The 23,239-nt window shown below is 51.5% G+C and carries 23 protein-coding genes; 16 read left to right on the top strand and 7 right to left on the bottom strand.

Going from position 1 to position 23,239, the window contains the following annotated elements:
* Positions 1 to 49 precede the first annotated feature (49 nt).
* From lolA to FD428_RS13690, 6 genes are all read left to right on the top strand, one after another.
* On the top strand, positions 50 to 661 hold the full coding sequence (lolA, locus tag FD428_RS13715) for an outer membrane lipoprotein chaperone LolA (protein ID WP_024130482.1): 612 nt from the start codon (positions 50 to 52) through the stop codon (positions 659 to 661).
* A 10-nt stretch (positions 662 to 671) separates the two neighbouring features.
* Complete coding sequence (rarA, locus tag FD428_RS13710; RefSeq protein ID WP_024130481.1) at positions 672 to 2,015, top strand: replication-associated recombination protein RarA; 1,344 nt, start codon at positions 672 to 674, stop codon at positions 2,013 to 2,015.
* Positions 2,016 to 2,106: 91 nt separating this feature from the next.
* Positions 2,107 to 3,399 (top strand): serine--tRNA ligase, encoded by a 1,293-nt coding sequence (gene serS / locus FD428_RS13705; RefSeq protein WP_012133033.1) that lies wholly within the window; start codon positions 2,107 to 2,109, stop codon positions 3,397 to 3,399.
* A 241-nt stretch (positions 3,400 to 3,640) separates the two neighbouring features.
* Positions 3,641 to 6,085, top strand: a complete 2,445-nt coding sequence (dmsA, locus tag FD428_RS13700) for a dimethylsulfoxide reductase subunit A (RefSeq protein WP_114848452.1) — start codon at positions 3,641 to 3,643, stop codon at positions 6,083 to 6,085.
* A 10-nt stretch (positions 6,086 to 6,095) separates the two neighbouring features.
* On the top strand, positions 6,096 to 6,713 hold the full coding sequence (gene dmsB / locus FD428_RS13695; RefSeq protein ID WP_114848451.1) for a dimethylsulfoxide reductase iron-sulfur subunit DmsB: 618 nt from the start codon (positions 6,096 to 6,098) through the stop codon (positions 6,711 to 6,713).
* A 1-nt stretch (position 6,714) separates the two neighbouring features.
* A complete protein-coding gene (locus tag FD428_RS13690) occupies positions 6,715 to 7,578 on the top strand; it encodes a dimethyl sulfoxide reductase anchor subunit family protein (RefSeq protein WP_114848450.1) in 864 nt (287 codons plus the stop codon).
* 97 nt (positions 7,579 to 7,675) lie between these two features.
* Here FD428_RS13690 and ycaC read toward each other — a convergent pair whose 3' ends face one another.
* On the bottom strand, positions 7,676 to 8,302 hold the full coding sequence (gene ycaC / locus FD428_RS13685; protein WP_012133028.1) for an isochorismate family cysteine hydrolase YcaC: 627 nt from the start codon (positions 8,300 to 8,302) through the stop codon (positions 7,676 to 7,678).
* A 313-nt stretch (positions 8,303 to 8,615) separates the two neighbouring features.
* Between ycaC and FD428_RS13680 the strand changes: the two genes are divergently transcribed.
* Positions 8,616 to 9,764 (top strand): MFS transporter, encoded by a 1,149-nt coding sequence (locus tag FD428_RS13680; protein ID WP_012133025.1) that lies wholly within the window; start codon positions 8,616 to 8,618, stop codon positions 9,762 to 9,764.
* A gap of 78 nt (positions 9,765 to 9,842) precedes the next feature.
* Here the strand turns inward: FD428_RS13680 and pflA are convergent, their stop codons facing one another.
* The 3 genes from pflA to FD428_RS13665 form a co-directional block, all read right to left on the bottom strand.
* Entirely contained in the window at positions 9,843 to 10,640 is a 798-nt protein-coding gene (pflA, locus tag FD428_RS13675) for a pyruvate formate lyase 1-activating protein (protein ID WP_114647457.1), read from the bottom strand.
* A 31-nt stretch (positions 10,641 to 10,671) separates the two neighbouring features.
* Positions 10,672 to 11,667, bottom strand: a complete 996-nt coding sequence (locus FD428_RS13670; RefSeq protein WP_114848449.1) for a tyrosine-type recombinase/integrase — start codon at positions 11,665 to 11,667, stop codon at positions 10,672 to 10,674.
* Between the two features lie 66 nt (positions 11,668 to 11,733).
* Positions 11,734 to 12,033 carry a helix-turn-helix transcriptional regulator gene (locus tag FD428_RS13665; RefSeq protein ID WP_114848448.1) on the bottom strand — a complete coding sequence of 100 codons (300 nt, stop codon included), beginning with the start codon at positions 12,031 to 12,033 and terminating at the stop codon, positions 11,734 to 11,736.
* A 107-nt stretch (positions 12,034 to 12,140) separates the two neighbouring features.
* Between FD428_RS13665 and FD428_RS13660 the strand changes: the two genes are divergently transcribed.
* The 6 genes from FD428_RS13660 to FD428_RS13630 all read left to right on the top strand — a co-directional run bounded on the left by FD428_RS13660 (position 12,141) and on the right by FD428_RS13630 (position 17,198).
* A complete protein-coding gene (locus tag FD428_RS13660; protein WP_114848447.1) occupies positions 12,141 to 12,488 on the top strand; it encodes a Cox family DNA-binding protein in 348 nt (115 codons plus the stop codon).
* Between the two features lie 15 nt (positions 12,489 to 12,503).
* Positions 12,504 to 12,839, top strand: a complete 336-nt coding sequence (locus FD428_RS13655; protein WP_114647453.1) for a hypothetical protein — start codon at positions 12,504 to 12,506, stop codon at positions 12,837 to 12,839.
* 9 nt (positions 12,840 to 12,848) lie between these two features.
* Complete coding sequence (locus FD428_RS13650; RefSeq protein WP_114848446.1) at positions 12,849 to 13,418, top strand: 3'-5' exonuclease; 570 nt, start codon at positions 12,849 to 12,851, stop codon at positions 13,416 to 13,418.
* 259 nt (positions 13,419 to 13,677) lie between these two features.
* The gene (locus FD428_RS13640; RefSeq protein ID WP_114848445.1) at positions 13,678 to 16,335 is read left to right on the top strand and encodes a toprim domain-containing protein; all 2,658 of its coding nucleotides are present in this window, start codon (positions 13,678 to 13,680) and stop codon (positions 16,333 to 16,335) included.
* A 13-nt stretch (positions 16,336 to 16,348) separates the two neighbouring features.
* Positions 16,349 to 16,606 (top strand): hypothetical protein, encoded by a 258-nt coding sequence (locus FD428_RS13635; RefSeq protein ID WP_114848444.1) that lies wholly within the window; start codon positions 16,349 to 16,351, stop codon positions 16,604 to 16,606.
* Between the two features lie 352 nt (positions 16,607 to 16,958).
* The gene (locus FD428_RS13630; protein WP_114848443.1) at positions 16,959 to 17,198 is read left to right on the top strand and encodes a hypothetical protein; all 240 of its coding nucleotides are present in this window, start codon (positions 16,959 to 16,961) and stop codon (positions 17,196 to 17,198) included.
* A gap of 91 nt (positions 17,199 to 17,289) precedes the next feature.
* Here the strand turns inward: FD428_RS13630 and FD428_RS13625 are convergent, their stop codons facing one another.
* The 3 genes from FD428_RS13625 to FD428_RS13615 are packed head-to-tail and all read right to left on the bottom strand — an operon-like array spanning position 17,290 to position 20,413.
* Positions 17,290 to 17,559 (bottom strand): ogr/Delta-like zinc finger family protein, encoded by a 270-nt coding sequence (locus FD428_RS13625; RefSeq protein ID WP_134769555.1) that lies wholly within the window; start codon positions 17,557 to 17,559, stop codon positions 17,290 to 17,292.
* 53 nt (positions 17,560 to 17,612) lie between these two features.
* Positions 17,613 to 18,632 (bottom strand): phage portal protein, encoded by a 1,020-nt coding sequence (locus tag FD428_RS13620; RefSeq protein WP_114848442.1) that lies wholly within the window; start codon positions 18,630 to 18,632, stop codon positions 17,613 to 17,615.
* On the bottom strand, positions 18,629 to 20,413 hold the full coding sequence (locus FD428_RS13615; RefSeq protein ID WP_114848441.1) for a terminase large subunit domain-containing protein: 1,785 nt from the start codon (positions 20,411 to 20,413) through the stop codon (positions 18,629 to 18,631). Before FD428_RS13615 ends, FD428_RS13620 begins: the two co-directional genes overlap by 4 nt.
* 202 nt (positions 20,414 to 20,615) lie before the next feature.
* On the opposite strand from FD428_RS13615, the gene FD428_RS13610 reads away from it, so the two are divergent.
* The 3 genes from FD428_RS13610 to gpM are packed head-to-tail and all read left to right on the top strand — an operon-like array spanning position 20,616 to position 23,239.
* Complete coding sequence (locus tag FD428_RS13610; protein WP_114647445.1) at positions 20,616 to 21,452, top strand: GPO family capsid scaffolding protein; 837 nt, start codon at positions 20,616 to 20,618, stop codon at positions 21,450 to 21,452.
* A 34-nt stretch (positions 21,453 to 21,486) separates the two neighbouring features.
* Positions 21,487 to 22,515, top strand: a complete 1,029-nt coding sequence (locus FD428_RS13605) for a phage major capsid protein, P2 family (protein WP_114848440.1) — start codon at positions 21,487 to 21,489, stop codon at positions 22,513 to 22,515.
* 10 nt (positions 22,516 to 22,525) lie between these two features.
* A complete protein-coding gene (gene gpM / locus FD428_RS13600) occupies positions 22,526 to 23,239 on the top strand; it encodes a phage terminase small subunit (protein WP_114848439.1) in 714 nt (237 codons plus the stop codon).

Raw genomic sequence — 23,239 nt, 5'->3', positions numbered from 1 at the left:
AGAGCAGAGGGAACTCCCCATCGGGAGTGACGTATTTTGAGGAATAATGATGAAAAAAATCGCAATCACCTGCGCATTACTCTCCGGCTTTGTGGTGAGCAGCGTATGGGCGGATGCCGCCAGCGATCTGAAAAGCCGTCTGGATAAAGTCAGCAGCTTCCACGCCAGCTTTACACAAAAAGTGACTGACGGCAGCGGCGCCGCCGTTCAGGAAGGCCAGGGCGACTTATGGGTTAAGCGTCCTAATCTGTTTAACTGGCATATGACGCAGCCCGACGAGAGCATTCTGGTCTCTGACGGGAAAACGCTATGGTTCTTTAACCCGTTTGTCGAGCAGGCAACGGCGACCTGGTTAAAAGATGCGACGGGCAATACGCCGTTTATGCTGATAGCCCGCAACCAGTCCAGCGACTGGCAGCAGTACAACATCAAACAAAATGGCGATGACTTTGTGCTGACGCCAAAAAGCAGTAGCGGTAACCTGAAACAGTTCACCATTAATGTGGGTCGTGACGGGACTATTCATCAGTTCAGCGCAGTGGAACAAGACGATCAGCGCAGCAGCTATCAGCTGAAATCTCAGCAGAATAGCGCTGTCGATGCATCAAAATTTACCTTTACTCCGCCGCAAGGTGTAACGGTAGACGACCAACGTAAGTAGAGGCGCATGAGTGAGCAATCTGTCGCTCGATTTTTCTGATAATACCTTTCAGCCACTGGCCGCGCGTATGCGGCCAGAAAATTTAGCGCAGTATATTGGTCAGCAGCATCTGCTGGCTGCGGGTAAGCCTTTGCCTCGTGCAATTGAGGCCGGGCACCTGCACTCGATGATTTTGTGGGGGCCGCCCGGTACGGGCAAAACCACGCTGGCCGAAGTGATTGCCCGCTATGCCAATGCTGACGTCGAACGCATTTCCGCCGTGACTTCTGGCGTAAAAGAGATCCGTGAAGCCATTGAACGCGCCCGCCAGAACCGTAATGCCGGGCGCCGCACTATTCTGTTTGTCGATGAAGTCCATCGCTTCAACAAGAGCCAGCAGGATGCGTTTCTGCCGCATATCGAAGACGGCACGATTACGTTTATTGGCGCGACGACCGAAAACCCGTCCTTCGAGCTGAACTCGGCTTTGCTGTCACGCGCCCGCGTGTATCTCCTCAAATCCTTAACGACTGAAGATATTGAGCAGGTGCTGAATCAGGCGATGGATGACAAAGCGCGTGGTTATGGCGGCCAGGATATCGTTCTGCCGGACGAGACGCGCCGGGCGATCGCCGAACTGGTGAACGGAGATGCGCGTCGGGCGTTAAATACGCTGGAAATGATGGCAGACATGGCGGAAGTGGATGACAGCGGTAAGCGAGTATTATTGCCCGCATTACTGACCGAAATCGCCGGGGAGCGCAGCGCGCGCTTTGATAATAAAGGCGATCGCTTTTACGATCTCATCTCCGCATTGCATAAATCGGTGCGTGGCAGCGCCCCGGACGCGGCGCTTTACTGGTATGCCCGGATCATTACCGCTGGCGGCGACCCGCTGTATGTCGCCCGACGTTGCCTGGCGATTGCTTCTGAAGACGTCGGCAATGCCGATCCTCGCGCAATGCAGGTGGCGATTTCTGCGTGGGATTGCTTTACCCGTGTTGGCCCTGCGGAAGGGGAACGGGCGATAGCCCAGGCGATTGTTTATCTGGCCTGTGCGCCGAAAAGTAACGCGGTTTATACCGCGTTCAAAGCGGCGCTGGCCGATGCCCGTGAACGCCCGGATTATGATGTGCCTGTGCATCTGCGCAATGCGCCGACGAAACTGATGAAAGAAATGGGCTATGGCCAGGAATACCGCTACGCGCATGATGAGCCAAACGCCTACGCCGCAGGCGAGGTTTATTTCCCGCCGGAAATAGCGCAAACACGCTATTATCATCCCACAAACAGGGGGCTTGAAGGCAAGATTGGCGAAAAGCTCGCCTGGCTGGCTGAACAGGATCAAAATAGCCCCACAAAACGCTACCGTTAGCGCGATCGTTGCGGTAATGTTGGCACTGTATCCCTGTGACTGCAGGCTGTGGTCACGTTTCCTATTTTAATTCGATAAGCACAGGATAAGCATGCTCGATCCCAATCTGCTGCGTAATGAGCCAGACGCAGTCGCTGAAAAACTGGCACGCCGGGGCTTTAAGCTGGATGTAGATAAGCTGCGCGCTCTTGAAGAGCGTCGTAAAGTTTTGCAGGTCAACACGGAAAACCTGCAAGCAGAGCGTAACTCTCGATCGAAATCCATCGGCCAGGCGAAAGCGCGCGGGGAAGATATCGAGCCTTTACGTCTGGAAGTGAACAAGCTGGGCGAAGAGCTGGATGCGGCAAAAGCCGAGCTGGAGAGCTTACAGGCTGAAATTCGCGATATCGCGCTGACCATTCCTAACTTACCGGCTGATGATGTACCGGTAGGTAAAGATGAAAACGACAACGTTGAAGTCAGCCGTTGGGGAACCCCGCGTGAGTTTGATTTCGACGTCCGCGATCATGTGACGCTGGGTGAAATGCACGCCGGTCTCGACTTCGCGGCTGCGGTTAAACTGACCGGTTCTCGTTTTGTGGTAATGAAAGGGCAGATTGCCCGTATGCACCGCGCGCTGTCGCAGTTCATGCTGGATCTGCACACTGAACAGCATGGTTACAGTGAAAACTACGTGCCGTATCTGGTGAACCACGACACGCTGTACGGTACAGGGCAGTTGCCGAAATTTGCGGGCGATCTGTTCCATACTCGCCCGCTGGAAGAAGAGGCTGACAGCAGCAACTATGCGCTGATCCCGACGGCGGAAGTGCCGCTGACTAACCTGGTGCGTGATGAAATCATCGACGAAGATGCGTTGCCGATCAAAATGACTGCGCATACGCCATGCTTCCGTTCTGAAGCGGGTTCTTACGGTCGTGACACGCGCGGTCTGATCCGTATGCACCAGTTCGATAAAGTTGAGATGGTGCAGATTGTGCGTCCAGAAGAGTCAATGGATGCGCTGGAAGAGATGACCGGCCATGCTGAGAAAGTGCTTCAGTTGCTGGGTCTGCCGTACCGTAAAATCGTTCTGTGTACTGGTGACATGGGCTTTGGCGCATGTAAAACCTACGATCTCGAAGTATGGATCCCGGCGCAGAACACCTATCGTGAAATCTCTTCCTGCTCGAACGTATGGGATTTCCAGGCGCGTCGTATGCAGGCACGCTGCCGCAGTAAGTCCGACAAGAAAACCCGTCTGGTTCATACCCTGAACGGTTCCGGTCTGGCGGTTGGGCGTACTTTAGTTGCCGTGATGGAAAACTACCAGCAGGCTGATGGCCGCATCGAAGTTCCAGAAGTATTACGTCCGTATATGAACGGACTGGAATATATCGGCTAATCCCCGCTTCTCTCTGCTTAAAAAGCGCCTCCGGGCGCTTTTTTTTATGCCTGTTTGACACCGGACAAGAATGGTTACCCCTTTGGGGGTAATACTACCTTCGAATGAAGATTAGCATTTATCGCTGATTTTTCTCATATTCATTATATACAAAACTATATAGCGATTTATTCGCTGTATAAATAACTACATAACGAAGTGTCTGGCTTTTATCAATCGTGAGCAAGCAAAGTGAGTCATCATGAAAACGAATATCCCCGATGCTGTACTGGCAGCTGAGGTAACTCGTCGAGGCCTGGTAAAAACGACAGCAATAGGCGGACTGGCAATCGCCAGTAGCGCATTGACTCTGCCATTTACCCGGATCGCCAATGCGGCTGACGCTATCAGCCCCAGCGCATCCAGCGAAAAAATTATCTGGAGCGCTTGCACCGTTAACTGTGGAAGCCGCTGCCCGCTGCGCATGCATGTGGTGGACGGTGAAATCAAATATGTTGAAACGGACAATACGGGCGATGATAACTATGACGGTCTGCATCAGATTCGCGCCTGTCTGCGCGGGCGTTCTATGCGCCGCCGGGTTTATAACCCCGATCGTCTGAAGTATCCAATGAAGCGCGTTGGCAAGCGTGGTGAAGGTAAGTTTGAGCGCATCAGCTGGGATGAAGCCTATGACATTATCACCACCAATATGCAGCGTCTTATCAAAGACTACGGCAATGAATCCATCTATTTAAACTATGGTACGGGTACGCTTGGCGGCACGATGACGCGCTCCTGGCCGCCAGGAAAAACACTGGTTGCCCGGCTGATGAACTGCTGCGGCGGTTACCTCAACCACTACGGCGATTACTCATCCGCGCAAATTGCCGCCGGGTTAAATTACACCTACGGCGGCTGGGCGGACGGTAATAGTCCTTCCGACATTGAAAATAGTAAGCTGGTTGTGCTGTTTGGTAACAATCCGGGGGAAACCCGTATGAGCGGCGGCGGGGTAACCTATTACCTCGAACAGGCACGGCAAAAATCAAACGCGCGGATGATTATTATCGATCCGCGTTATACCGATACCGGCGCGGGTCGTGAGGATGAGTGGATTCCGATTCGCCCGGGTACGGATGCGGCGCTGGTAAATGCGCTGGCATACGTCATGATCACCGAAGATATGGTCGATCAGCCGTTCCTCGACAAATACTGCGTGGGTTATGACGAAAAAACCTTACCCGCCAGCGCGCCGAAAAATGGTCACTACAAAGCCTATATTCTGGGACAGGGTAGAGATGGTATTGCGAAGACGCCAGAGTGGGCGTCGCAGATCACCGGTATCCCGGCGGTGCGCATTGTAAAACTGGCGCGTGAAATCGGTAGCGCCAAACCCGCTTACATCAGCCAGGGTTGGGGGCCGCAGCGTCATGCCAACGGCGAAATCGTTACTCGCGCAATCTCTATGCTGGCGATCCTGACCGGCAACGTCGGCATTAACGGCGGCAACAGCGGTGCGCGTGAGGGATCTTACGATTTGCCGTTTGAGCGTATGCCAACGCTGGAAAACCCGGTCGAGACCAGCATTTCGATGTTCTTATGGACCGATGCCATTGAGCGCGGGCCGGAAATGACGGCGCTGCGTGACGGGGTTCGCGGCAAAGATAAACTCGACGTTCCCATCAAAATGATCTGGAACTATGCCGGTAACTGCCTGATTAACCAGCATTCCGAAATTAACCGTACGCATGAAATTTTGCAGGATGACAAGAAGTGCGAAATGATCGTCGTTATCGACTGTCATATGACCTCTTCAGCGAAATATGCCGATATTCTGCTGCCGGACTGCACCGCTTCTGAGCAGATGGACTTCGCGCTGGATGCCTCCTGCGGGAACATGTCCTACGTTATTTTCACCGATCAGGCCATTAAACCGCGCTTTGAGTGCAAGACTATCTATCAGATGACCAGTGAGCTGGCGAAGCGTCTCGGCGTGGAGCAGCAGTTTACCGAAGGGCGTACGCAAGAAGAGTGGATGCGTCATCTGTACGAACAGTCGCGTCAGGCGATTCCCGAACTGCCGACATTTGAAGCATTCCGCAAGCAGGGCATCTTTAAGCAGCGCGACCCTGAAGGTCATCACGTTGCCTATAAAGCCTTCCGTGACGATCCGCAGGCGAACCCGCTGACAACGCCGTCGGGCAAAATCGAAATCTATTCGCAGGCGCTGGCAGAGATTGCGGCAACCTGGGAACTGCCGGAAGGCGATGTGATCGATCCGTTGCCGATCTATACGCCGGGCTTCGAAAACTACAGCGATCCGTTGACCAAAGACTATCCGTTGCAATTAACGGGCTTCCACTACAAATCTCGCGTGCACTCTACCTATGGCAACGTGGACGTTCTGAAAGCTTCCTGCCGCCAGGAGATGTGGATTAACCCGATGGACGCGCAAAAACGCGGCATCAGCAACGGCGACAAAGTGCGTATCTTCAACGGTCGCGGCGAGTTGCATATTGAGGCGAAAGTGACGCCGCGCATGATGCCGGGCGTCGTTGCGTTGGGCGAAGGCGCCTGGTATGACCCGGATGCAAAACGCGTGGATCAGGGGGGATGTATTAACGTCCTGACGACCCAGCGTCCTTCTCCTCTCGCTAAGGGGAATCCGTCCCATACGAACCTCGTTCAGGTTGAGAAGGTATAAGGAGTAACCGATGACAACCCAATATGGATTTTTTATTGACTCCAGTCGTTGCACCGGTTGCAAAACCTGCGAACTGGCCTGCAAAGACTACAAAGATTTAACCCCGGACGTCAGCTTCCGCCGCATCTATGAATATGCGGGCGGCGACTGGCAGGAGGATAACGGCGTCTGGCACCAGAACGTCTTTGCCTACTATCTCTCCATTTCCTGCAACCACTGCGAAGACCCGGCCTGCACGAAAGTGTGCCCGAGCGGCGCGATGCACAAACGCGAGGACGGTTTTGTGGTGGTGGATGAGGACGTCTGCATCGGCTGTCGCTACTGCCATATGGCCTGCCCGTACGGTGCGCCGCAGTACAACGCCGCCAAAGGCCACATGACCAAATGCGACGGCTGTCATGACCGCGTTGCCGACGGCAAAAAGCCGATCTGCGTCGAGTCCTGCCCGCTGCGCGCGCTGGACTTTGGCCCGATAGAAGAGTTGCGGAAGAAACATGGCACGCTGGCGGCCGTTGCGCCGCTGCCGGGCGCGCACTTCACCAGACCGAACATTGTGATTAAACCCAACGCCAACAGCCGCTCGACCGGGGATACCACGGGTTATCTGGCAAATCCGAAGGAGGTGTAAGATGGGAAGTGGATGGCATGAATGGCCGCTGATGATCTTCACGGTTTTTGGTCAGTGCGTGGTCGGCGGTTTTATCGTTCTGGCTCTGGCGCTGATGAAAGGCGAGTTGCGTACCGAATCTCAACAGCGAGTGCTGACCGGCATGTTTGCTCTGTGGGTGCTAATGGGAATTGGCTTCATCGCGTCTATGCTGCATCTGGGGTCGCCAATGCGCGCCTTCAATTCGCTGAACCGCGTGGGCTCGTCGGCATTGAGTAATGAAATTGCCAGCGGCTCGCTCTTTTTTGCCGTCGGCGGGATCGGCTGGTTACTGGCGGTGCTGAAAAAGCTCTCTCCGGCGCTGCGTAATCTCTGGCTGGTTGTGACGATCGTGCTGGGCGTTATCTTTGTCTGGATGATGGTGCGCGTGTATAACAGCATTGATACCGTACCGACCTGGTACAGCATCTGGACGCCGCTGGGCTTCTTCCTGACGCTGTTTATGGGGGGGCCGTTGCTGGGTTATCTGCTGCTGCGTATTGCGGGCATCGATGGCTGGGCGATGCGTCTGCTGCCCGTAATTTCAGTCCTCGCACTGGTGGTCAGCGCCATTATGTCAGTGATGCAGGGAGCGGAGCTGGCGACGATTCATAGCTCCATCCAGCAGGCTTCTGCGCTCGTACCGGATTATGGTTCGCTGATGGCCTGGCGTATTGTGGTGCTGGTCGTGGCACTGTGCTGCTGGATTGTGCCGCAGTTGAAAGGTTATCAACCTGCGGTTCCGCTGCTGTCGGTGGCGTTTATCCTGCTGCTGGTGGGGGAACTGATTGGTCGCGGCGTATTCTACGGGCTCCATATGACCGTGGGAATGGCGGTGGCGAGTTAATCCATAATATGCCGGATGGCGGCTCGCGCCTTATCAGGCCTACGGATCGTGTAGGCCTGATAAGCGAAGCGCCATCAGACAATATGTCCCTGGTCTTTTACTTCTGCTTAGTTAACGTGTCGTAGCTGGTCATCAGATTGCGATAATCAGGAATGTGATTAGAGAACAGCGTCGCCAGACCTTCGATATCATTACGCCAGTCGCGGTGTAACTCACACGCCACGCCAAACCATGTCATTAATTGCGCGCCAGCCTGCGACATGCGATCCCAGGCGGAGTGACGGGTAATTTCATTAAAGGTGCCTGATGCATCGGTCACGACAAACACATCGAACCCTTCTTCAATCGCAGAGAGGGCGGGGAAGGCCACGCACACTTCCGTGACAACCCCCGCAATGATGAGCTGCTTCTTACCTGTCGCCTTAACGGCTTTCACGAAATCTTCATTGTCCCACGCGTTGATGTTTCCGGGGCGTGCAATGTAGGGGGCATCGGGGAACTGTGCTTTCAATTCCGGCACCAACGGCCCGTTTGGCCCCGTTTCGAAACTGGTGGTAAGGATGGTGGGGAGGTTGAAGTATTTGGCTAAATCGCCAAGTGCGAGAACGTTATTTTTGAATTTGTCAGGATCGATGTCTCGTACAAGAGACAGCAGCCCCGCCTGGTGATCAACTAAAAGAACCGCAGCATCATTTTTATCGAGACGAACGTAAGGCTTAGTCATTATCTTCTCCTGATGAGAGTTAGCGTTACATCAAAAGCCATTCCGGTGTGTTGTCTTCCCCAAAAGCATAGACCGGAAAAATGATGTTGCAGGAACCATGAAATTTTTCGACTGAACGAAACGCGGCAGTTTTGTTTTAGGTCAATTAAAACAATAACATGATGTTTATCGGATGCTGCTCTTTCATGCCATGAATCAGTATTTCAAATCGAAGGGCGGGAAAGCGCGTAATGCCGCGATTCGGGTAGATTGACAATGTTTTTGTTGGTGGCATGATGCGCATGAAATTTGAACTTCCTCACGGTTTTTATCCATGTCCATCTATACCCGGCCCGTCATGCTTTTGCTGTGCGGCCTGCTTTTGTTGACCCTGGCGATCGCAGTATTAAACACGCTCGTCCCCTTGTGGCTTGCCCAGGAAAGCCTGGCAACCTGGCAGGTCGGTATGGTCAGTTCGTCCTACTTTACCGGGAATCTGGTTGGGACGTTGCTTACCGGGTATTTAATCAAGCGCCTGGGATTTAACCGCAGCTACTATATTGCCTCGCTCATTTTTGCGGCGGGTTGCGTAGGGCTGGGCATGATGATTGGTTTCTGGAGCTGGCTGGCCTGGCGCTTTGTTGCCGGCGTGGGCTGCGCCATGATTTGGGTCGTGGTGGAAAGCGCTTTGATGTGCAGCGGAACATCCCGTAATCGTGGGCGGTTACTGGCTGCGTACATGATGGTCTATTACGTGGGAACGTTTTTGGGGCAACTGCTGGTCAGTAAAGTTCCGACAGAATTAATGAGCGTTCTGCCGTGGGTAACCGGCATGATTCTGGCGGGCATTTTGCCGCTGCTCTTTACCCGTATCCTGAACCAGCAGTCGGAAGAACACGATACGACGCCGATTACGTCAATGCTGAGACTGCGTCAGGCGCGGTTAGGTGTAAACGGATGCATTATTTCCGGGATTGTACTGGGATCGCTGTATGGCCTGATGCCGCTGTACCTTAATCATCAGGGGATTAGCAATGCGAGCATCGGTTTCTGGATGGCCGTGCTGGTGAGCGCCGGTATTTTAGGCCAATGGCCGATTGGTCGTCTGGCCGATAAGTTTGGTCGTCTTCTGGTGCTGCGTGTACAGGTCTTCGTGGTGATCCTCGGCAGTATTGCCATGCTGACTCAGGCTGCGATGGCGCCCGCCTTATTCATTCTGGGGGCGGCAGGCTTTACGCTCTATCCCGTCGCGATGGCCTGGGCTTGTGAAAAGGTAGAACGTCATCAGCTTGTGGCAATGAACCAGGCGTTGCTGCTCAGCTATACCGTAGGCAGCCTGCTTGGGCCGTCATTTACCGCGATGCTGATGCAGAATTACTCTGATAATCTGTTGTTTATTATGATTGCCAGCGTCTCGTTTGTTTATTTGCTTATGCTGCTGCGCAACGCAGGACATACGCCGACTCCTGTGGCGCACGTTTAATTTATGTGATCAGGTATGAAGTCTGTAGGCCGGATAAGACGCTTTCGCGTCGCCATCCGGCGATACTGATAAAATAACTCAGTACATCACTTTATGACCGTACTGCTCAAGAATACCTTTTACGCGCTCCATGGTTTCTTTCTTCGGCGGTTTAACGCCATCAAGCTTGTATTCTTCGCCCATTGCGACCCATTTGTGTTTGCCTAACTCGTGATAGGGCAGCAGTTCGATTTTTTCAACGTTGCCCATATCGCGGGTGAATTCGCCCAAACGGTGTGCGGAGTCGTCATCGTCAGACCAGCCCGGCACCACAACGTAGCGAATCCAGGTCTTAATGCCTTTTGCGGAGATGTATTTGGCGAACTCCAGCGTGCGATGGTTGGATACGCCAACCAGATTCTGATGAATCTCGTCATTCATCTGCTTCAGGTCAAGCATCACCAGGTCGGTGACTTCCAGCAGTTCATCGATGACCGGATCGTAGCGGCGAACAAAGCCGTTGGTATCAAGACAGGTATGGATGCTTTCTTTCTTACAGGCGCGGAACCAGTCGCGAACAAACTCAGCCTGTAAGATCGCTTCGCCGCCGGAAGCCGTTACGCCGCCGCCGGATGCGTTCATAAAGTGGCGGTAGGTGACGACCTCTTTCATCAGATCTTCAACGGTAACTTCTTTGCCGCCATGCGTATCCCAGGTGTCGCGGTTATGGCAATACAGGCAGCGCATCAGACAGCCCTGGAAGAACGTAATAAAGCGGATGCCCGGGCCGTCAACGGTGCCACAGGATTCAAAGGAGTGAATGCGACCAATAACTGACTTGTTAGTGTCAGTGCTGGCCTTGTTTTCTGTTTCAATACAAATGGTTAAATTACTCATATCGCTTCAACTAGCTCTAAATAACTCGGGTTCATGGACACTTTCTGGACATTCTGGCCACCGGGTTAAGGGTGACTGCGTCCTGTAAAAAATCAGGAGCAAAGTGCGCGTAGATCATAGTTTGCTGGATGTTTGAATGCCCCAGAATGCGCTGCAATGTAATTATATTACCTCCATTCATCATAAAATGTGTGGCAAATGTATGCCGCATTACATGCACCGCTTGTCCGCGTGGCAAATCTGGTTTCACTTCCTTCAGTACCCGGCGTACCGTTCTGTAGTTCGCATCGAACAACAGCCCACTGGCTTTAACTTTTATACGGGTTGCCAGCTCCTCAGAGATGGGAACGGAGCGCTGCTTTCCGTTTTTGGTTTTCATGAACGTCACCATATTTTTGATGACATGTGCAGACCTTAAACGGGATACCTCTCCCCAGCGGCCACCGGTGGCAAGGCAGATAAGGGCAATATTCAGTTCATCTCCATCCAGCCTGGACAGGAGTTGCGGAATTTCCTCTTCTGTCAGGAAAGCCATCTCCGCCTGTTCTTCTTTCAGGCGTTTAACTTCCCGCATAGGGTTAGCGCTATGGAACTCGCCAGCGTCAATTAACTTAGTGAACAGGCCACTTAAAATAGCAATGTGCCTGTTAACACTGACAGGCTTCAGTCCTTCATTCATCAGGGTCACGCGATAATCCGTGATGGATTTTTTGGTTAACTGATCCGCCCTGTGAACGCCCATTTCTCCAAATTTTTGAAGGATTGCTGTGAGTCGTCCTTTTTCGATCTCACCTCTTGCGTGGGATTTGCCGTGATATAGCCACCACAATTCCAGTAGTTCGGTGAGTTTCCTTCTGTCTGCTGGCTTCTCTATCCAGTCTTTGTTGTGATAGTTCACCAGAACGTGACGCTCAAACGCCTGCGCCTCGCCTTTAGTGCTAAATTTTCGCCTGATGCGTTTTCCGTTTGCACCTTGCGGTCTTACGTCCACTTCATATCGACCATCATCGAGCTTTTTAATCGACATACGTCAGCTCTCCGGTCAAATTACAATCGTTTTTAACTTCCTGATTAAGATAATCTTTTAGGATGGTTAGCCAGTTTTCTCGTCTGAGTGGGGTAATGTTGTTTTTTCTTGCCCAAAGTGTGCGAGAGCCGGAGCAATTTGCCCGGTAGAGGGGTCTGTTTCATCAAATAGAAACCAGTCACGGTACTTTCTGAAACGTGGGTGTTTCAGCAGTTTCATACCCGCATCGAGAGGCATCTTAGATTTTCCCGATTCATATCCATGATAGGTGTAGTAATTAATTCCAATTAAATCAGCTAGTTCCTTCGCTTTTAGACGCTCGGATTCACGAATGAGTTTTAGTTTCTCACTTTGTTCACTTGACATATTTTTGCTAATCTCCAATTATGTGTGTTAGTAGACATTTGATTGCACTCTAACTAGCTCAAATTGACTCTAGTTGGTGTTCGGCAAATCTTGGTGAGGATATCAAAATGAGTGTCAGATCAGAAACAATTGGCGAGAAGGCACAGCAAATCGCAGAGGCTGGAAAAAATGGGCGATCAGCTATTCAGTTGGCTGAAAAACCATCAGACCTTCTCTCTAAAGAAGGGTTTGCGCTGTATATCGGTAAAACGCCGCGCGCAGTTGCTGAGATGGCAAAGGCCGGTAAATTACCCGCCTTTTATATGACTGATCCCCTTAAGCCAGGTGGAAACGCAGAACTTTGGATTAATCGCCGTGAGTGGGATAAACATGCTGCTAATTTAGTCGATGAAGCCCCGACAGACTGGCACGACTGGAAAAATCGTATTAGCCACAGTAAATCCAGTGGTAAATAATTAATTGGGGGAACGATGAAAGCTAAATACGCTACTCTTATTCGTAACCTGTTGCAGAGTTACCATGCTCAGGCAACGGCTATTGATAAAGAAAGTTACTCTGTCCATAGCGATGGAATCCAGTTGATGGAGTTAAAACTGCAACTGGCTAAATGCCTTGAGGGAATATCTTCAACGGCGCGTTTTAATAATGATGCAGACGATTTCGACGAGCTTCATAAAATTACCCTTATGGCATTTAAGGGGGATATTCCGACCGAAAATAATATCCCTGCGCTGTCTTCATTGGCGTCAGGTTCGATAAGAAAAAATAGTTCTAATCTGAAAACACTTACCGCAGTTCAACGTTAAGGAACCGACATGAAACATTTAATGATTGACCTCGAAACTATGGATAACAAACCGACTTCCGCGATTGCTTCTATCGGTGCTGTATTCTTTGACCCTGAAACTGGCGAAATGGGTGAGCAGTTTTATCAACGTGTCAGCCTGGGCAGTTGTGTAGGCCACGGTCTCACTATGGGGTCAGAAACCGTATTATGGTGGATGCGTCAGGATGCCGAAGCGCGTAGCGAGCTGCTTAATGATTATTGCCTGGACTTGCCTCTGGCTTTAGCGAATCTGGAAGCCTTTATTACTGAGCATTCTGACCCATCTAAAGTGCAGGTATGGGGGAATGGTGCGGCGTTCGACAATGTTATTTTACGTAATGCATCAGAGAAATGCGGGTTTGCCGATCCACTTTGGTACTACTGGAATGACCGTGATGTAAGAACGGTTGTTGAACTGTCAAAAACGCTTGGGCTGAATGTCCGTAGTATTATTAAGTTTGAAGGCGTTAAACATCACGCTTTATATGATGCTATTCATCAGGCTAAAGTTGTCTCTTATGTCTGGATGTATCTCGTTAAAATAGCCAGTGTGAAATAACTATGCTGACAGTGACCTCTCATGCAAGCGAAAGTGTCATATGTAAGGCATTTTCTGTGTTGACGGAATATTACAGTGGCAAAAAGATATATCAGGTTATAAAACCACATCATTATTTTTCGGTGCGTATTTCTTATCGGTGGCGACTGTTGAGTAAAGATAAGGGGCAACACTGGGAATTAATGACGCATGAGCGATATAACAAACAGTACAGAATATAATTTTTGCCATTTTACACACATTCAATTCTGGATTATTTATGAACGCAACGATACAACAGGACGTTGTGCGACGCCTTGTCCGTGACTTCGAATTTAAAGAACGGGATAAATATTTACAGCAGGGCAAATGCCCTGCCTGTCATAAGCGCGAATTATTTACCAGCATTGAAAAGCCCTGGATTCTCAAGTGTGGCCGCGAAAATAATTGCGGCCATCAAACTGTTGTTAAAGAGCTGTATCCAGACATTTTTGAAGACTGGTCAAAGCGGTACCAGGCCACAGAAGATAACCCTCATGCGGTAGCTGAGGCGTATCTGCGTGAAGCTCGGGGACTGGATACCGAACCGCTGAAAGGTTGCTTTACCCAGGGGGCATTTGCCAAAGACAACATGGGTTCGGCAACGGTCAGATTTAAGCTGGCCTGTGGTGCGACGTGGGAGCGCATCATTGACCAGCCGCAGCGCTTCGGTAAGCAGAAAGCGAACATCAGAGGCAGTTACGTTGGCCACTGGTGGGTTCCGCCGTCCGTGAACCTGCTGGAAGTGAATGAAATTTGGATCACTGAAGGTATATTCAACGCGCTGAGCCTGTGCCAGGCGGGTTTACCCGCAGTGGCCACACTGAGCAGTAACAATTACCCACTGGCGGCGCTGGATACACTGGCTAAAGAACTGGGCGAAAAAACCCGTCCACGCCTGGTATGGGCGTTTGATGGCGACAAAGCCGGCATTAAGCACACGCTGGCCTTTGCCGCTCGCAGTGAGGACGCCGGCTGGAAAGTTCGTGCGGCGCAACCGGTGAAATCATCTTCCAGTCTGGACTGGAACGACCTGCTGTTACGTGGACGGTTCAGCAAATCGGACATCAAAAACTATCGCTACTATGGCGATCTCCTGCTGGCGAAAAGCCCGACAGAAAAAGCGTTGCTCATGCATCAACATAATGAGTGGCATTCGTTCTATTTTGAGCATAACTCCCGCATGTACTGGTTTGAGCTGGATCTGGACAGGTATATGCGAGCCTATGAGCGCATCACCAATACCGGAACCGAAGTGGTGATGGAGTGGGAGGCCAAAGAACGGGCGGTTAAAGAGTCTGGTGGAGTGACGGAAATCGCCAACTGCTGGCTGACACCTCTCTACTTCCAGCGCTCTGAACCTACGGACGAGTCCTGGTATTACGTGAAGGTCAATATGCCGAACCGACCGGCTGTGAAAGATACTTTCACGGCTAATCAGCTCACAAGTTCCGCAGAGTTCAAAAAGCGGCTGCTGCATATCGCGAAAGGGGCAGTGTACACCGGCAGTACCAAACAGCTGGATAAATTCATCCAGATGCGCCTCCCCGAAATCAAAGAGGTCAGGACGCAGAATTTCATCGGCTACAACAAGGATTATGCCGCATGGCTGTTTAACCGTGTGGCCGTTTGCGATGGCCGACTGTACGAAATGAATGATGAAGACTACTTCGAGATCAACAGTGCCAGCGTTAAGAGTTTGAGCCTTACACCGTCGCTGGATCTGAATCCTAATCTGAAAGAGTTTACCACTGGCTGGATAGACGATATCTGGACAGCCTTTGGGGAAAAAGGGTATGTGGCGCTGGCGTTCTGGCTGGGGTCACTTTTTGCCGAGCAAATCCGGGAGCGTGACAAGTCTTTCCCGTTCCTTGAAATCGTTGGTGAGCCGGGGACAGGTAAATCAACGTTGATTGAATTTCTGTGGAAGCTCGCCGGCCGTGAAGAATATGAAGGTTTTGACCCGTCAAAATCGACTGCCGCCGCGCGCGGCCGTAACTTTGCACAGGTCGGTAACTTGCCGGTGGTCTTAATCGAAGGCGATCGTACTACGGATAATGCTAAACAACGGGCTTTTGACTGGGACGAACTGAAATCTCTGTATAACGGCCGAGCCTCCCGCGCCGTGGGTATCAAGTCAAATAATAATGAGACTTACGAACCGCCGTTCAGAGGCAGCATTGTGATCGCACAGAATGCCGATACTGACGGCAGCAAGGCGTTTCTTGAACGAATCATTCACATCTACACCGATAAGCGCGGCCAGTCTATCCACACGCGCCATGCAGCGGAACGGCTTGAACAACTCCCGGTTAGTCAGGTCTCCGGGTTCACGCTGCTGGCTACCATGCGCGAAAAAGAAATCATGGAAACGTTTGGCAGGGGCTACGAGCGCGCCCGTAATGAGCTGGAGTCTAACGCCAACATTCGGCATATCCGTATCGCGAAAAATCATGCGCAACTGGTTGGTTTGCTTGAGGCGCTGGCGCTGGTCGTCCCTGTGCCGGTTGAACGGATCGAGAAGACCCGCCAGGCGATAACAATGCTGGCTGAAGAGCGTTGTCAGGCGCTCAAAAAGGATCACCCGATGGTTCAGGAGTTCTGGGAGCTGTTTGATTACCTGGACGAACTGGCGCCATACGGTATCAACCATTCATCTGATGAAAATGAAATCGCGGTCAACTTCAACCATCTGGAGGAAGTCGCCGCAGCTCACCGGCAGCGCATCCCGTTTACGCTAACGGAAATCAAAAAACTCCTTAAGAACGGTAATGAACGCCGTTTTATCGACACGAAAACCACACGTAGTGCGGTGAGTGAGCGTCATAACCGTGGCAAAGGTGATATGCAGCGAATGCCTGAAACGTTCCGCTGCTGGATATTCAGCCGTGAAAAATGAGAGGGAAGTGAAAATGGAAGTTTGGGTAAAAATGTACGAAGTTGATCGCCGGCAGGTGCTGATTGAAAAAGTGTCTGGTGATGATGGTGAACCGGGAATTGCCTGTCGCTGGAAAACCGGCGCGGATTGTGATGTTTCTACGGAACTGAGCGTTTTCTTCACTATGTCAGATGATGCCAAAAACAGAGAGTTGCGTGACCGAGTATTTGAAAAGGCAGGTGAAGAATGGATTAAGCATGTATTCAATGCTCCGTTCCACTTTCCGCTCTGAAAGGTCGGATATGTCAGAGTCATTATTATTGTGGGCTGCTTCTCTTGTTCTGGCGTTACTTTCAGAGGCAGTGAGAAGGACAGACCACTCTCTGGTCACGTTGTTATGTGTCCTTTTGGCCTGTGCTGTAGGTTACGGCCTCGCCATATTCTCATTTATTAATGTAATTCGCGGAATCTGAGAGAGAAGGGCGCAGGGGCAGTACAAGCCCCTGCAACGCTCTTACGGGACGGTTGTGTATAAGAAAATGCTGAAAAAATTAGCCAGTGATTGTAACATTAGCTAAAACAGCCAGTTATCAATAAACACCACGTCTGCACCGCAGGATGCAAGAAACAAAACTGAGGAACCAATGACCTGTTTAGTCTCCCTTGTTGTATATATTTTGGGCTTTGTTGCTATGTTTTACTATTCGGCGCGGCGTGATGTGGAGTGCGATCTTGAGCAGAACCCGAGGGAAGCATTTCTCTTTGCCTTATTCTGGCCACTGCTTATCTTGTTTCTTGCCGTTTTTATTCTTGTTGAAAAAATAGCCAGTCTGGTATGCGTAGCTTATCGTTACTGTTATTCAAAGGTACTGGGAAAAGACTAATATATGACCAGTTGCAGACCGGCAGATAATGAAATTGTTCAGGTTTTGCACAATGACAGGAATAAAAAAGCACCGGTAACGGTGCTTTTTGCTATGCGGCCAGGCTGGCTTCAAGTAAATCCAGCGTCATTTGTTTTTGTTCCGGCGATAATGAGTTGATGATGGTCTGTAGCATCATGTTGCCGGTTTTAGCGCTGGGGCTGAGTGTATGAGAAAACGTCAGATTCAGAACGAACGTATGCCCGCACTCAACATCCGAACACGCGCAATAAATATCTGAAATATGCGGGTGTTTGGGATTTGTCTTCCTTATTACTGCTTTCGCCCCGCATTCAGGGCATTTAACATTCAGTACCCGCATTTCCCTCGCTCCGTCAATCAGAAAACGTCGATATTTTAACCTGTTTGAGGACATTAATCACCTTCCAGCTCACTGTCTTTCAGGAAATTAAGGTACAGGTGGGGCGGTACATCACTTTCTTGCTCTACTGCGGCGGTGAACATACGCTGAATGGGTAAAATCTCCGCCTTGCGGTAGGTTTTGGCCGCTTTCTCAATATCTCCCATCACTGCGCCGTTCGTCGGGATAATCCCCGCCAGCCCTGCCGGGAAGCGATGCGCGGTCAGGACGTCCTGGGCGCTGATGCTCTTGATGTTCTGAAACTCATCTTTGGCGCTGATATCGCCAATCGGGATAAATTTGATGCCGTCTGGATTGCCTTTGGGGATGTTCACAAACATGGTGCTGAAGTTCCCGATCCCCTTAGACTGTTCCAGCTTGCTGATAATCTCTTCTTCCACTTCGTCGGTCATGTTCGGGTCATTGGAATAGATAATGCCCCCGGTGTGTGCGCCGTTGTGATAATAGCGGCGGCGGAAGATTGTCGCTTCACCGTTCAGCATCGCGGAATGAATGCCGCTGATGTAGTCCGGCAGGCCGTAGATCGCCTGCTGCGGATCGTACTGCTTCAGGAAGATAATATCCTCTGGCGTGTAAATCATGGGTTCCGCCTGTTGCAGTACGACGAACTCTCCCGTTTTGCGCTGTCGGGTGTACAGTGCCGGCAGCGGATACAGCGCGATTACGTCACCCCAGCCGTTACGCACTTTCAGAATGGCCACATCACCGAAGGTCAGCCAGTCAAATACGGCTGCGCCAAGCTGTTCATGCGTCAGACCGCCGTCCTTATAGTTGGCCGTCACCATGTTGCGGCGGGCATACAGCACGCCGCCGTGCTGTGCGTTCAGGTTAACCAGTTGTGCCAGTGCCAGACGGTCAATCGGGAGCGTCCAGTGTTCCGCCTCATTGTCATACCATACGTCTGTGTAGTTTGTACCGGTGGTCAGGATGGGTTCTGGTTTACCCAGGCTGATAAGGCTCATATGACGCGGTTTTGGGGCGCTGCGGCGCTCCCTGAATTTGCGTTTCTTCATGCTGCTTTCCCTAAGTTTCCCCAGCGGGATTTACGCTGGTTTCCGTAATTGAGTGGTTCATTGTCGATAGCGTGGGCGATAGCCCAGAAACTGTCTGCGTGGCCGGTTTCAGCGGTACGATCGGCGACAAATGTCATAGCGTTGCCGCTGGCCGTGGACGTGCGACGGATGGTCATAAAGCTGGCGGCAATTTCGGTTTTCTCCTTATCCCATTCCACGCGGCCGTCTTCGATAACGTCGATCATCTTCATCACAAGGCGATTTTTTGTCTCGACGCCGTAGCGGATTGCGACAGCCTGGCGCATGGCAAAGTGCTGAACATCTTCAAATACACCGCTACCCAACCCGGTGATATCTATGCCGATGTAGGTCATGTTGTACTGGCCAAACAGCTTCTTAATCTGTGCCGCCTGCCATTTCCAGTTCATCCCTTGCCAGTGAAAAACGCGCAGCACGCGAAACTTTTCGACGGCCAGTATCGGCGGCGCGATAATCACAAATGTGGATGTGTCGCCGCTGCGGGCGGGGTCATAGCCCGCCCATACCTCACGATTGCCGAACGGCCGGGGCAGGTTTTCGTCGTGATCTTCCCAGGTGGCAGGATCTACACAACAGCGCTCTACATGTGAGAATGAGAACACGCTGTCTTTGCTGTCCACGAACACGCACATATAGAGCATGTTGAAGGCGTCGCGGTTGTAGCGGTTGCGTAGTGTCTCGATGCTGGCGAGGTTATAGCCGCCTGCGATCGCGTCTTCCATCGTGATGATGTAGCGCCACTGGCCGTCAGGGCAGATTCGTCCGCCGTCGCGCAGCTCTTTGTCTGTCGGAAAGACTGCTCTCGCACGCTTTTTGTCGCCGCGTTTCCACTCTTCCCCCGTCCAGAACGGGTACGCCTGATGGGTCTTGCTGCTGGGCGTGGAAAAGTAAGTGGTACGCCATTTATCAATCGTGGCCATCGCACTTGCCACTTCGTTCAGTTTGGCGAAGTTCGGTACCCAGAAATATTCATCGCAGTAAAGATGGCCGTTGTAGGACTGCGCGGTATTCTTGTTGGTGGACAGAAAGCGCAGCTCCGCGCCGTTGGACAGGCGGATGGGGTTGCCGGTGAGTTCTACTCCGAAATGTTGTTCGGCAATATTCACAATGTAGCTGCGGAAGACTTCCGCCTGGGCTTTCGATGCAGAGAGGAAGATTTGCGGATCACCGGTCATGACCGCGCTTTCAAAAGCCTCTATCGAAAAGTACCAGGTCGCGCCAATCTGGCGGCTTTTAAGTATATTTCTGACCTGCTGGTGAAGATTGGCACGCAGGTGTTTCTGGTAGCCGAAAAGATGCTCCAGCGCGAACCGGTCAAAATCTTCCTGAGTAAGCCCGCTGATATCATTCTTTTTATACTTACCGCGTTTACGGGGCTTATCATCGCCACCAGACTGTCGGGATGCCGGCGCATCATTTTCACTGTATTTAATTTCTGCCAGCTTTTCCTGGTGTTTATTATGCTGCGCGCGCAGTTTCACAAGATGCGCCACGAGACTGTCCAGCTCGCGCAGCTCCAGCTCCGATTTTCCTTCACGCAGAGTCAGCGTCTGTACTCGACGGTTTAAGGCATCTTCTGTTGATTCGTGGCTTAGTAATTCCGCCCAGCAATATTTCTCCGCCCAGTAATAGACAATACGTCTGTTTGGCAGATTAAGTTCGCTTGCTATTTCCTGCGGGGTATAGCGTTTTAAATATAGCGCCCTCGCAACGCCTTTTAATTCTTCACTGTATTTTGCCATTGGCTTCCTTGCCCGTTTCTCCACCTTATAGATGACTGTGAATCCTGCATGGGTGAATTATTCAGTAATTTGGCTCATTTTTTTTGAAAAGAAATCGGGAATATTCGGTGAAGGCCTTATATCCGAATTTTTACAAAATGAAGTGAATGCGGCAGTTAATTTTATTGGTGATACTAAAAACCGCAGCAGGAAGGGAGGCAATATGTCAGGTTCACAACTGGCAACAAACTGGATTTGTATCGCTACTGCGGGTGAAACGGTTGATAAACGTACCATTGAAGAACAATGGTTACTGGATGCTGCTGAGTTATACGACCCCAATTTATATACCGCGCTGTTGTGGCCGGAGCATACCCGTAATTTCGGGAATATGGGGGAAGTGCTGGAAGTAAAAGCCGAGCGGGATGATGAAGATATTCTTCGTTTATATGCCCGCCTTTGTCCTGCTATTTCATTGCTACAGGCAAACGCGAAAGGGCAGCTTTTATTTTTATCACCGGAGTTTACACCGGACGGGAATTTCAGAAATACCGGGAAAACCTATCTCGAGGGGCTGGCTATTACCGACAGTCCGGCTGGTGTAAGCACGACACGGCTACGTTTCAGCCGCACAAAGGGAAAACGCATCGGGCCATATAAGCCGCTGGCGTTTGACGAAGTAAGGGAATTTAAAAAGGAAAAGGGAATGTCACAGGCAAAAAAAGGCTGGCGTCATTTTTTCAGCATTGAAGAACCGGAGCAGACGCCCGATCAGGATAAAACGCCATCTGATGCCATGCAGGCGCTGGCGGAGGCGCTGGATGCTATTGAGAAGCGTGTTTCAGCTATTGAAAGCCGTCTCGATACTGCTGAAGAAGCGGTGTCCGATGTGCAGGACGATGTGGACACCGTGAAAGATGTGGTGGATACCGAAGATTTCGCGCGTCTGGTTGGCAATCTGCCGGAACTGGTGAAGAACTTCAGCAAGCTGAATAACAAAGTTACCCAGTTGCCGGACAAGAAATTCAGCAAGGGCAAAAAAGGCTTCAATTTCCTGTAAGGGATAACACTAATTTTCTTTAAGGATAAAGAATATGCAATTGAATGCAAAAGCCCGTCAGTTTCTGCGTCAGTACCACATCGGGCTGCGTGAATCCTACGGTGCTACTGATGGCGACCGTTGGTTTGCGCTGACCGACCCGAAAGAAACCCAGCTGCGCAATGCGCTGATGGAGCAGTCTGACTTTCTGAATCTGATCACCGTTGCTGATGTTGACCAGTTACAGGGGCAGGTTGTGCCGGTTGGCAGTTCTGGCCTGTATACCGGGCGCGTACTGGATGGCCGCTTCCGTAAGAAAGTAGGCGTGAGCGGTAATGATTACAAGCTGGTCGAAACAGATTCCTGTGCCGCACTGACCTGGCAACTGCTTTCTGTCTGGGCGAATGCCGGCGATGAAGGTGAGTTCTTCCAGCGCGTGCAGGAATTTACTAACCAGTCATTTGCGCTGGATATGCTGCGTATCGGCTTTAACGGGAAAACCATTGCGGAAACCACGGACGCCGAGCAGAACCCGAACGGCGAAGATGTGAACAAGGGCTGGCACCAGATCGTTAAAGAGTGGAAGGATGGCCAGCAGATCATCACCGATGCGGTTGTGCTCGATGGCGACGGTAAAGGTGATTATGTGTCACTCGATGCGATGGCATCCGACCTTATCAACGCCAAAATCCCGGCACAGTTCCGCAATGACCCGCGTCTTGTGGTGCTTGTCGGTGCTGACCTTGTGGCGGCTGAATCTTTCCGCCTGTACCAGAAAGCGGATAAGCCGACTGAGAAGATCGCCGCGCAGCTGCTGTCTGACAGTATCGCTGGCCGTACGGCTTACGTCCCGCCGTTTATGCCGGGCAAACGTATGATCGTCACCACGCTGCCGAACCTGCATATCTACACCCAGCGCGGTACGCGCCAGCGTAAGGCGGAGTTTGTTGAAGACCGTAAACAGTACGAAAACAAATACCTGCGTAATGAAGGTTATGCGGTTGAGTATCCTGAACTGTACGCCGCGTTTGATGAAAGTGCGGTAACTATCGGGGCACCGGTCACGCCTCCGGCAGGGGAGTAAAGGGGATTTTATGCAACTGTCACCGGCACAGCGTCACAGCGCACGAATTGAAGCGGAGCGGTTACTGCGACAGCAGCAGTCTCTGGACACGGAAACCAGCCTGCATATTCAGATTGTTGCGCTGGAGAAGGATGTGGCAGCGGCCGCAGCGATTGAGAGCCGTGCTGAACGCATTGAATTTAAGCGTGATGTGCTGTTACCGCGCTGGATGCCTACCGCCCAGACCTGGCTGGACGGTGACAGTGTGCAGCAGAATCCTGTTTTTGCCTGGTGTGTCGTCTGGCTGTTTGATACAGGCCAGTTTGATCAGGCGCTGGACTGGGCGGATGTGGCAATCCAACGGGGGCAGGAAACCCCGGCCGCGTTCGGCAGTACGTTCCCGGTGTTTGTGGCGGATACGGTGTTGTCCTGGGCGGAATCGGAAGCCGTGCAGGGGCATGATTTAGATCCGTATTTCAGCCGCACGCTGGAAAACGTGATGCAGCACTGGAATGTGTATGAGGTCATTAAGGCCAAATACCTGAAGTTTGCCGGTCTGCACCTGCTGCGCGATGAAAACGGAGAGCCACGCGCAGCGGCAACGGAAGACAGGGAAGTATTGCTCCGGGCTAAGGAACTGCTGGAGCTGGCGAAGGGATTCGACCCTAAATGTGGTGTCGGCACGATGTTGCAGCGTATTGCTGCACGTCTGCGGGCGCTGGAGAAAGAGACTACGGGAGTTTGA

The organism is Citrobacter sp. TBCP-5362 (genome assembly GCF_005406305.1).
GTDB lineage: Bacteria > Pseudomonadota > Gammaproteobacteria > Enterobacterales > Enterobacteriaceae > Citrobacter_B > Citrobacter_B koseri.
This window is presented reverse-complemented; position numbering and strand designations above follow the sequence as displayed.

What these genes read in the sequence shown, in the direction of transcription:
- FD428_RS13625 (WP_134769555.1), bottom strand. Translation starts at nt 17,559, where the DNA reads ATGCGGGTACTGAATGTTAAATGCCCTGAATGCGGGGCGAAAGCAGTA.
- FD428_RS13615 (WP_114848441.1), bottom strand. Translation starts at nt 20,413, where the DNA reads ATGGCAAAATACAGTGAAGAATTAAAAGGCGTTGCGAGGGCGCTATAT.
- FD428_RS13680 (WP_012133025.1), top strand. Translation starts at nt 8,616, where the DNA reads ATGTCCATCTATACCCGGCCCGTCATGCTTTTGCTGTGCGGCCTGCTT.
- FD428_RS13660 (WP_114848447.1), top strand. Translation starts at nt 12,141, where the DNA reads ATGAGTGTCAGATCAGAAACAATTGGCGAGAAGGCACAGCAAATCGCA.
- FD428_RS13610 (WP_114647445.1), top strand. Translation starts at nt 20,616, where the DNA reads ATGTCAGGTTCACAACTGGCAACAAACTGGATTTGTATCGCTACTGCG.
- dmsA (WP_114848452.1), top strand. Translation starts at nt 3,641, where the DNA reads ATGAAAACGAATATCCCCGATGCTGTACTGGCAGCTGAGGTAACTCGT.
- serS (WP_012133033.1), top strand. Translation starts at nt 2,107, where the DNA reads ATGCTCGATCCCAATCTGCTGCGTAATGAGCCAGACGCAGTCGCTGAA.
- FD428_RS13655 (WP_114647453.1), top strand. Translation starts at nt 12,504, where the DNA reads ATGAAAGCTAAATACGCTACTCTTATTCGTAACCTGTTGCAGAGTTAC.
- FD428_RS13640 (WP_114848445.1), top strand. Translation starts at nt 13,678, where the DNA reads ATGAACGCAACGATACAACAGGACGTTGTGCGACGCCTTGTCCGTGAC.
- FD428_RS13670 (WP_114848449.1), bottom strand. Translation starts at nt 11,667, where the DNA reads ATGTCGATTAAAAAGCTCGATGATGGTCGATATGAAGTGGACGTAAGA.
- ycaC (WP_012133028.1), bottom strand. Translation starts at nt 8,302, where the DNA reads ATGACTAAGCCTTACGTTCGTCTCGATAAAAATGATGCTGCGGTTCTT.
- FD428_RS13630 (WP_114848443.1), top strand. Translation starts at nt 16,959, where the DNA reads ATGACCTGTTTAGTCTCCCTTGTTGTATATATTTTGGGCTTTGTTGCT.
- pflA (WP_114647457.1), bottom strand. Translation starts at nt 10,640, where the DNA reads ATGAGTAATTTAACCATTTGTATTGAAACAGAAAACAAGGCCAGCACT.
- lolA (WP_024130482.1), top strand. Translation starts at nt 50, where the DNA reads ATGAAAAAAATCGCAATCACCTGCGCATTACTCTCCGGCTTTGTGGTG.
- FD428_RS13665 (WP_114848448.1), bottom strand. Translation starts at nt 12,033, where the DNA reads ATGTCAAGTGAACAAAGTGAGAAACTAAAACTCATTCGTGAATCCGAG.
- FD428_RS13650 (WP_114848446.1), top strand. Translation starts at nt 12,849, where the DNA reads ATGAAACATTTAATGATTGACCTCGAAACTATGGATAACAAACCGACT.
- FD428_RS13635 (WP_114848444.1), top strand. Translation starts at nt 16,349, where the DNA reads ATGGAAGTTTGGGTAAAAATGTACGAAGTTGATCGCCGGCAGGTGCTG.
- FD428_RS13605 (WP_114848440.1), top strand. Translation starts at nt 21,487, where the DNA reads ATGCAATTGAATGCAAAAGCCCGTCAGTTTCTGCGTCAGTACCACATC.
- FD428_RS13620 (WP_114848442.1), bottom strand. Translation starts at nt 18,632, where the DNA reads ATGAAGAAACGCAAATTCAGGGAGCGCCGCAGCGCCCCAAAACCGCGT.
- FD428_RS13690 (WP_114848450.1), top strand. Translation starts at nt 6,715, where the DNA reads ATGGGAAGTGGATGGCATGAATGGCCGCTGATGATCTTCACGGTTTTT.
- gpM (WP_114848439.1), top strand. Translation starts at nt 22,526, where the DNA reads ATGCAACTGTCACCGGCACAGCGTCACAGCGCACGAATTGAAGCGGAG.
- dmsB (WP_114848451.1), top strand. Translation starts at nt 6,096, where the DNA reads ATGACAACCCAATATGGATTTTTTATTGACTCCAGTCGTTGCACCGGT.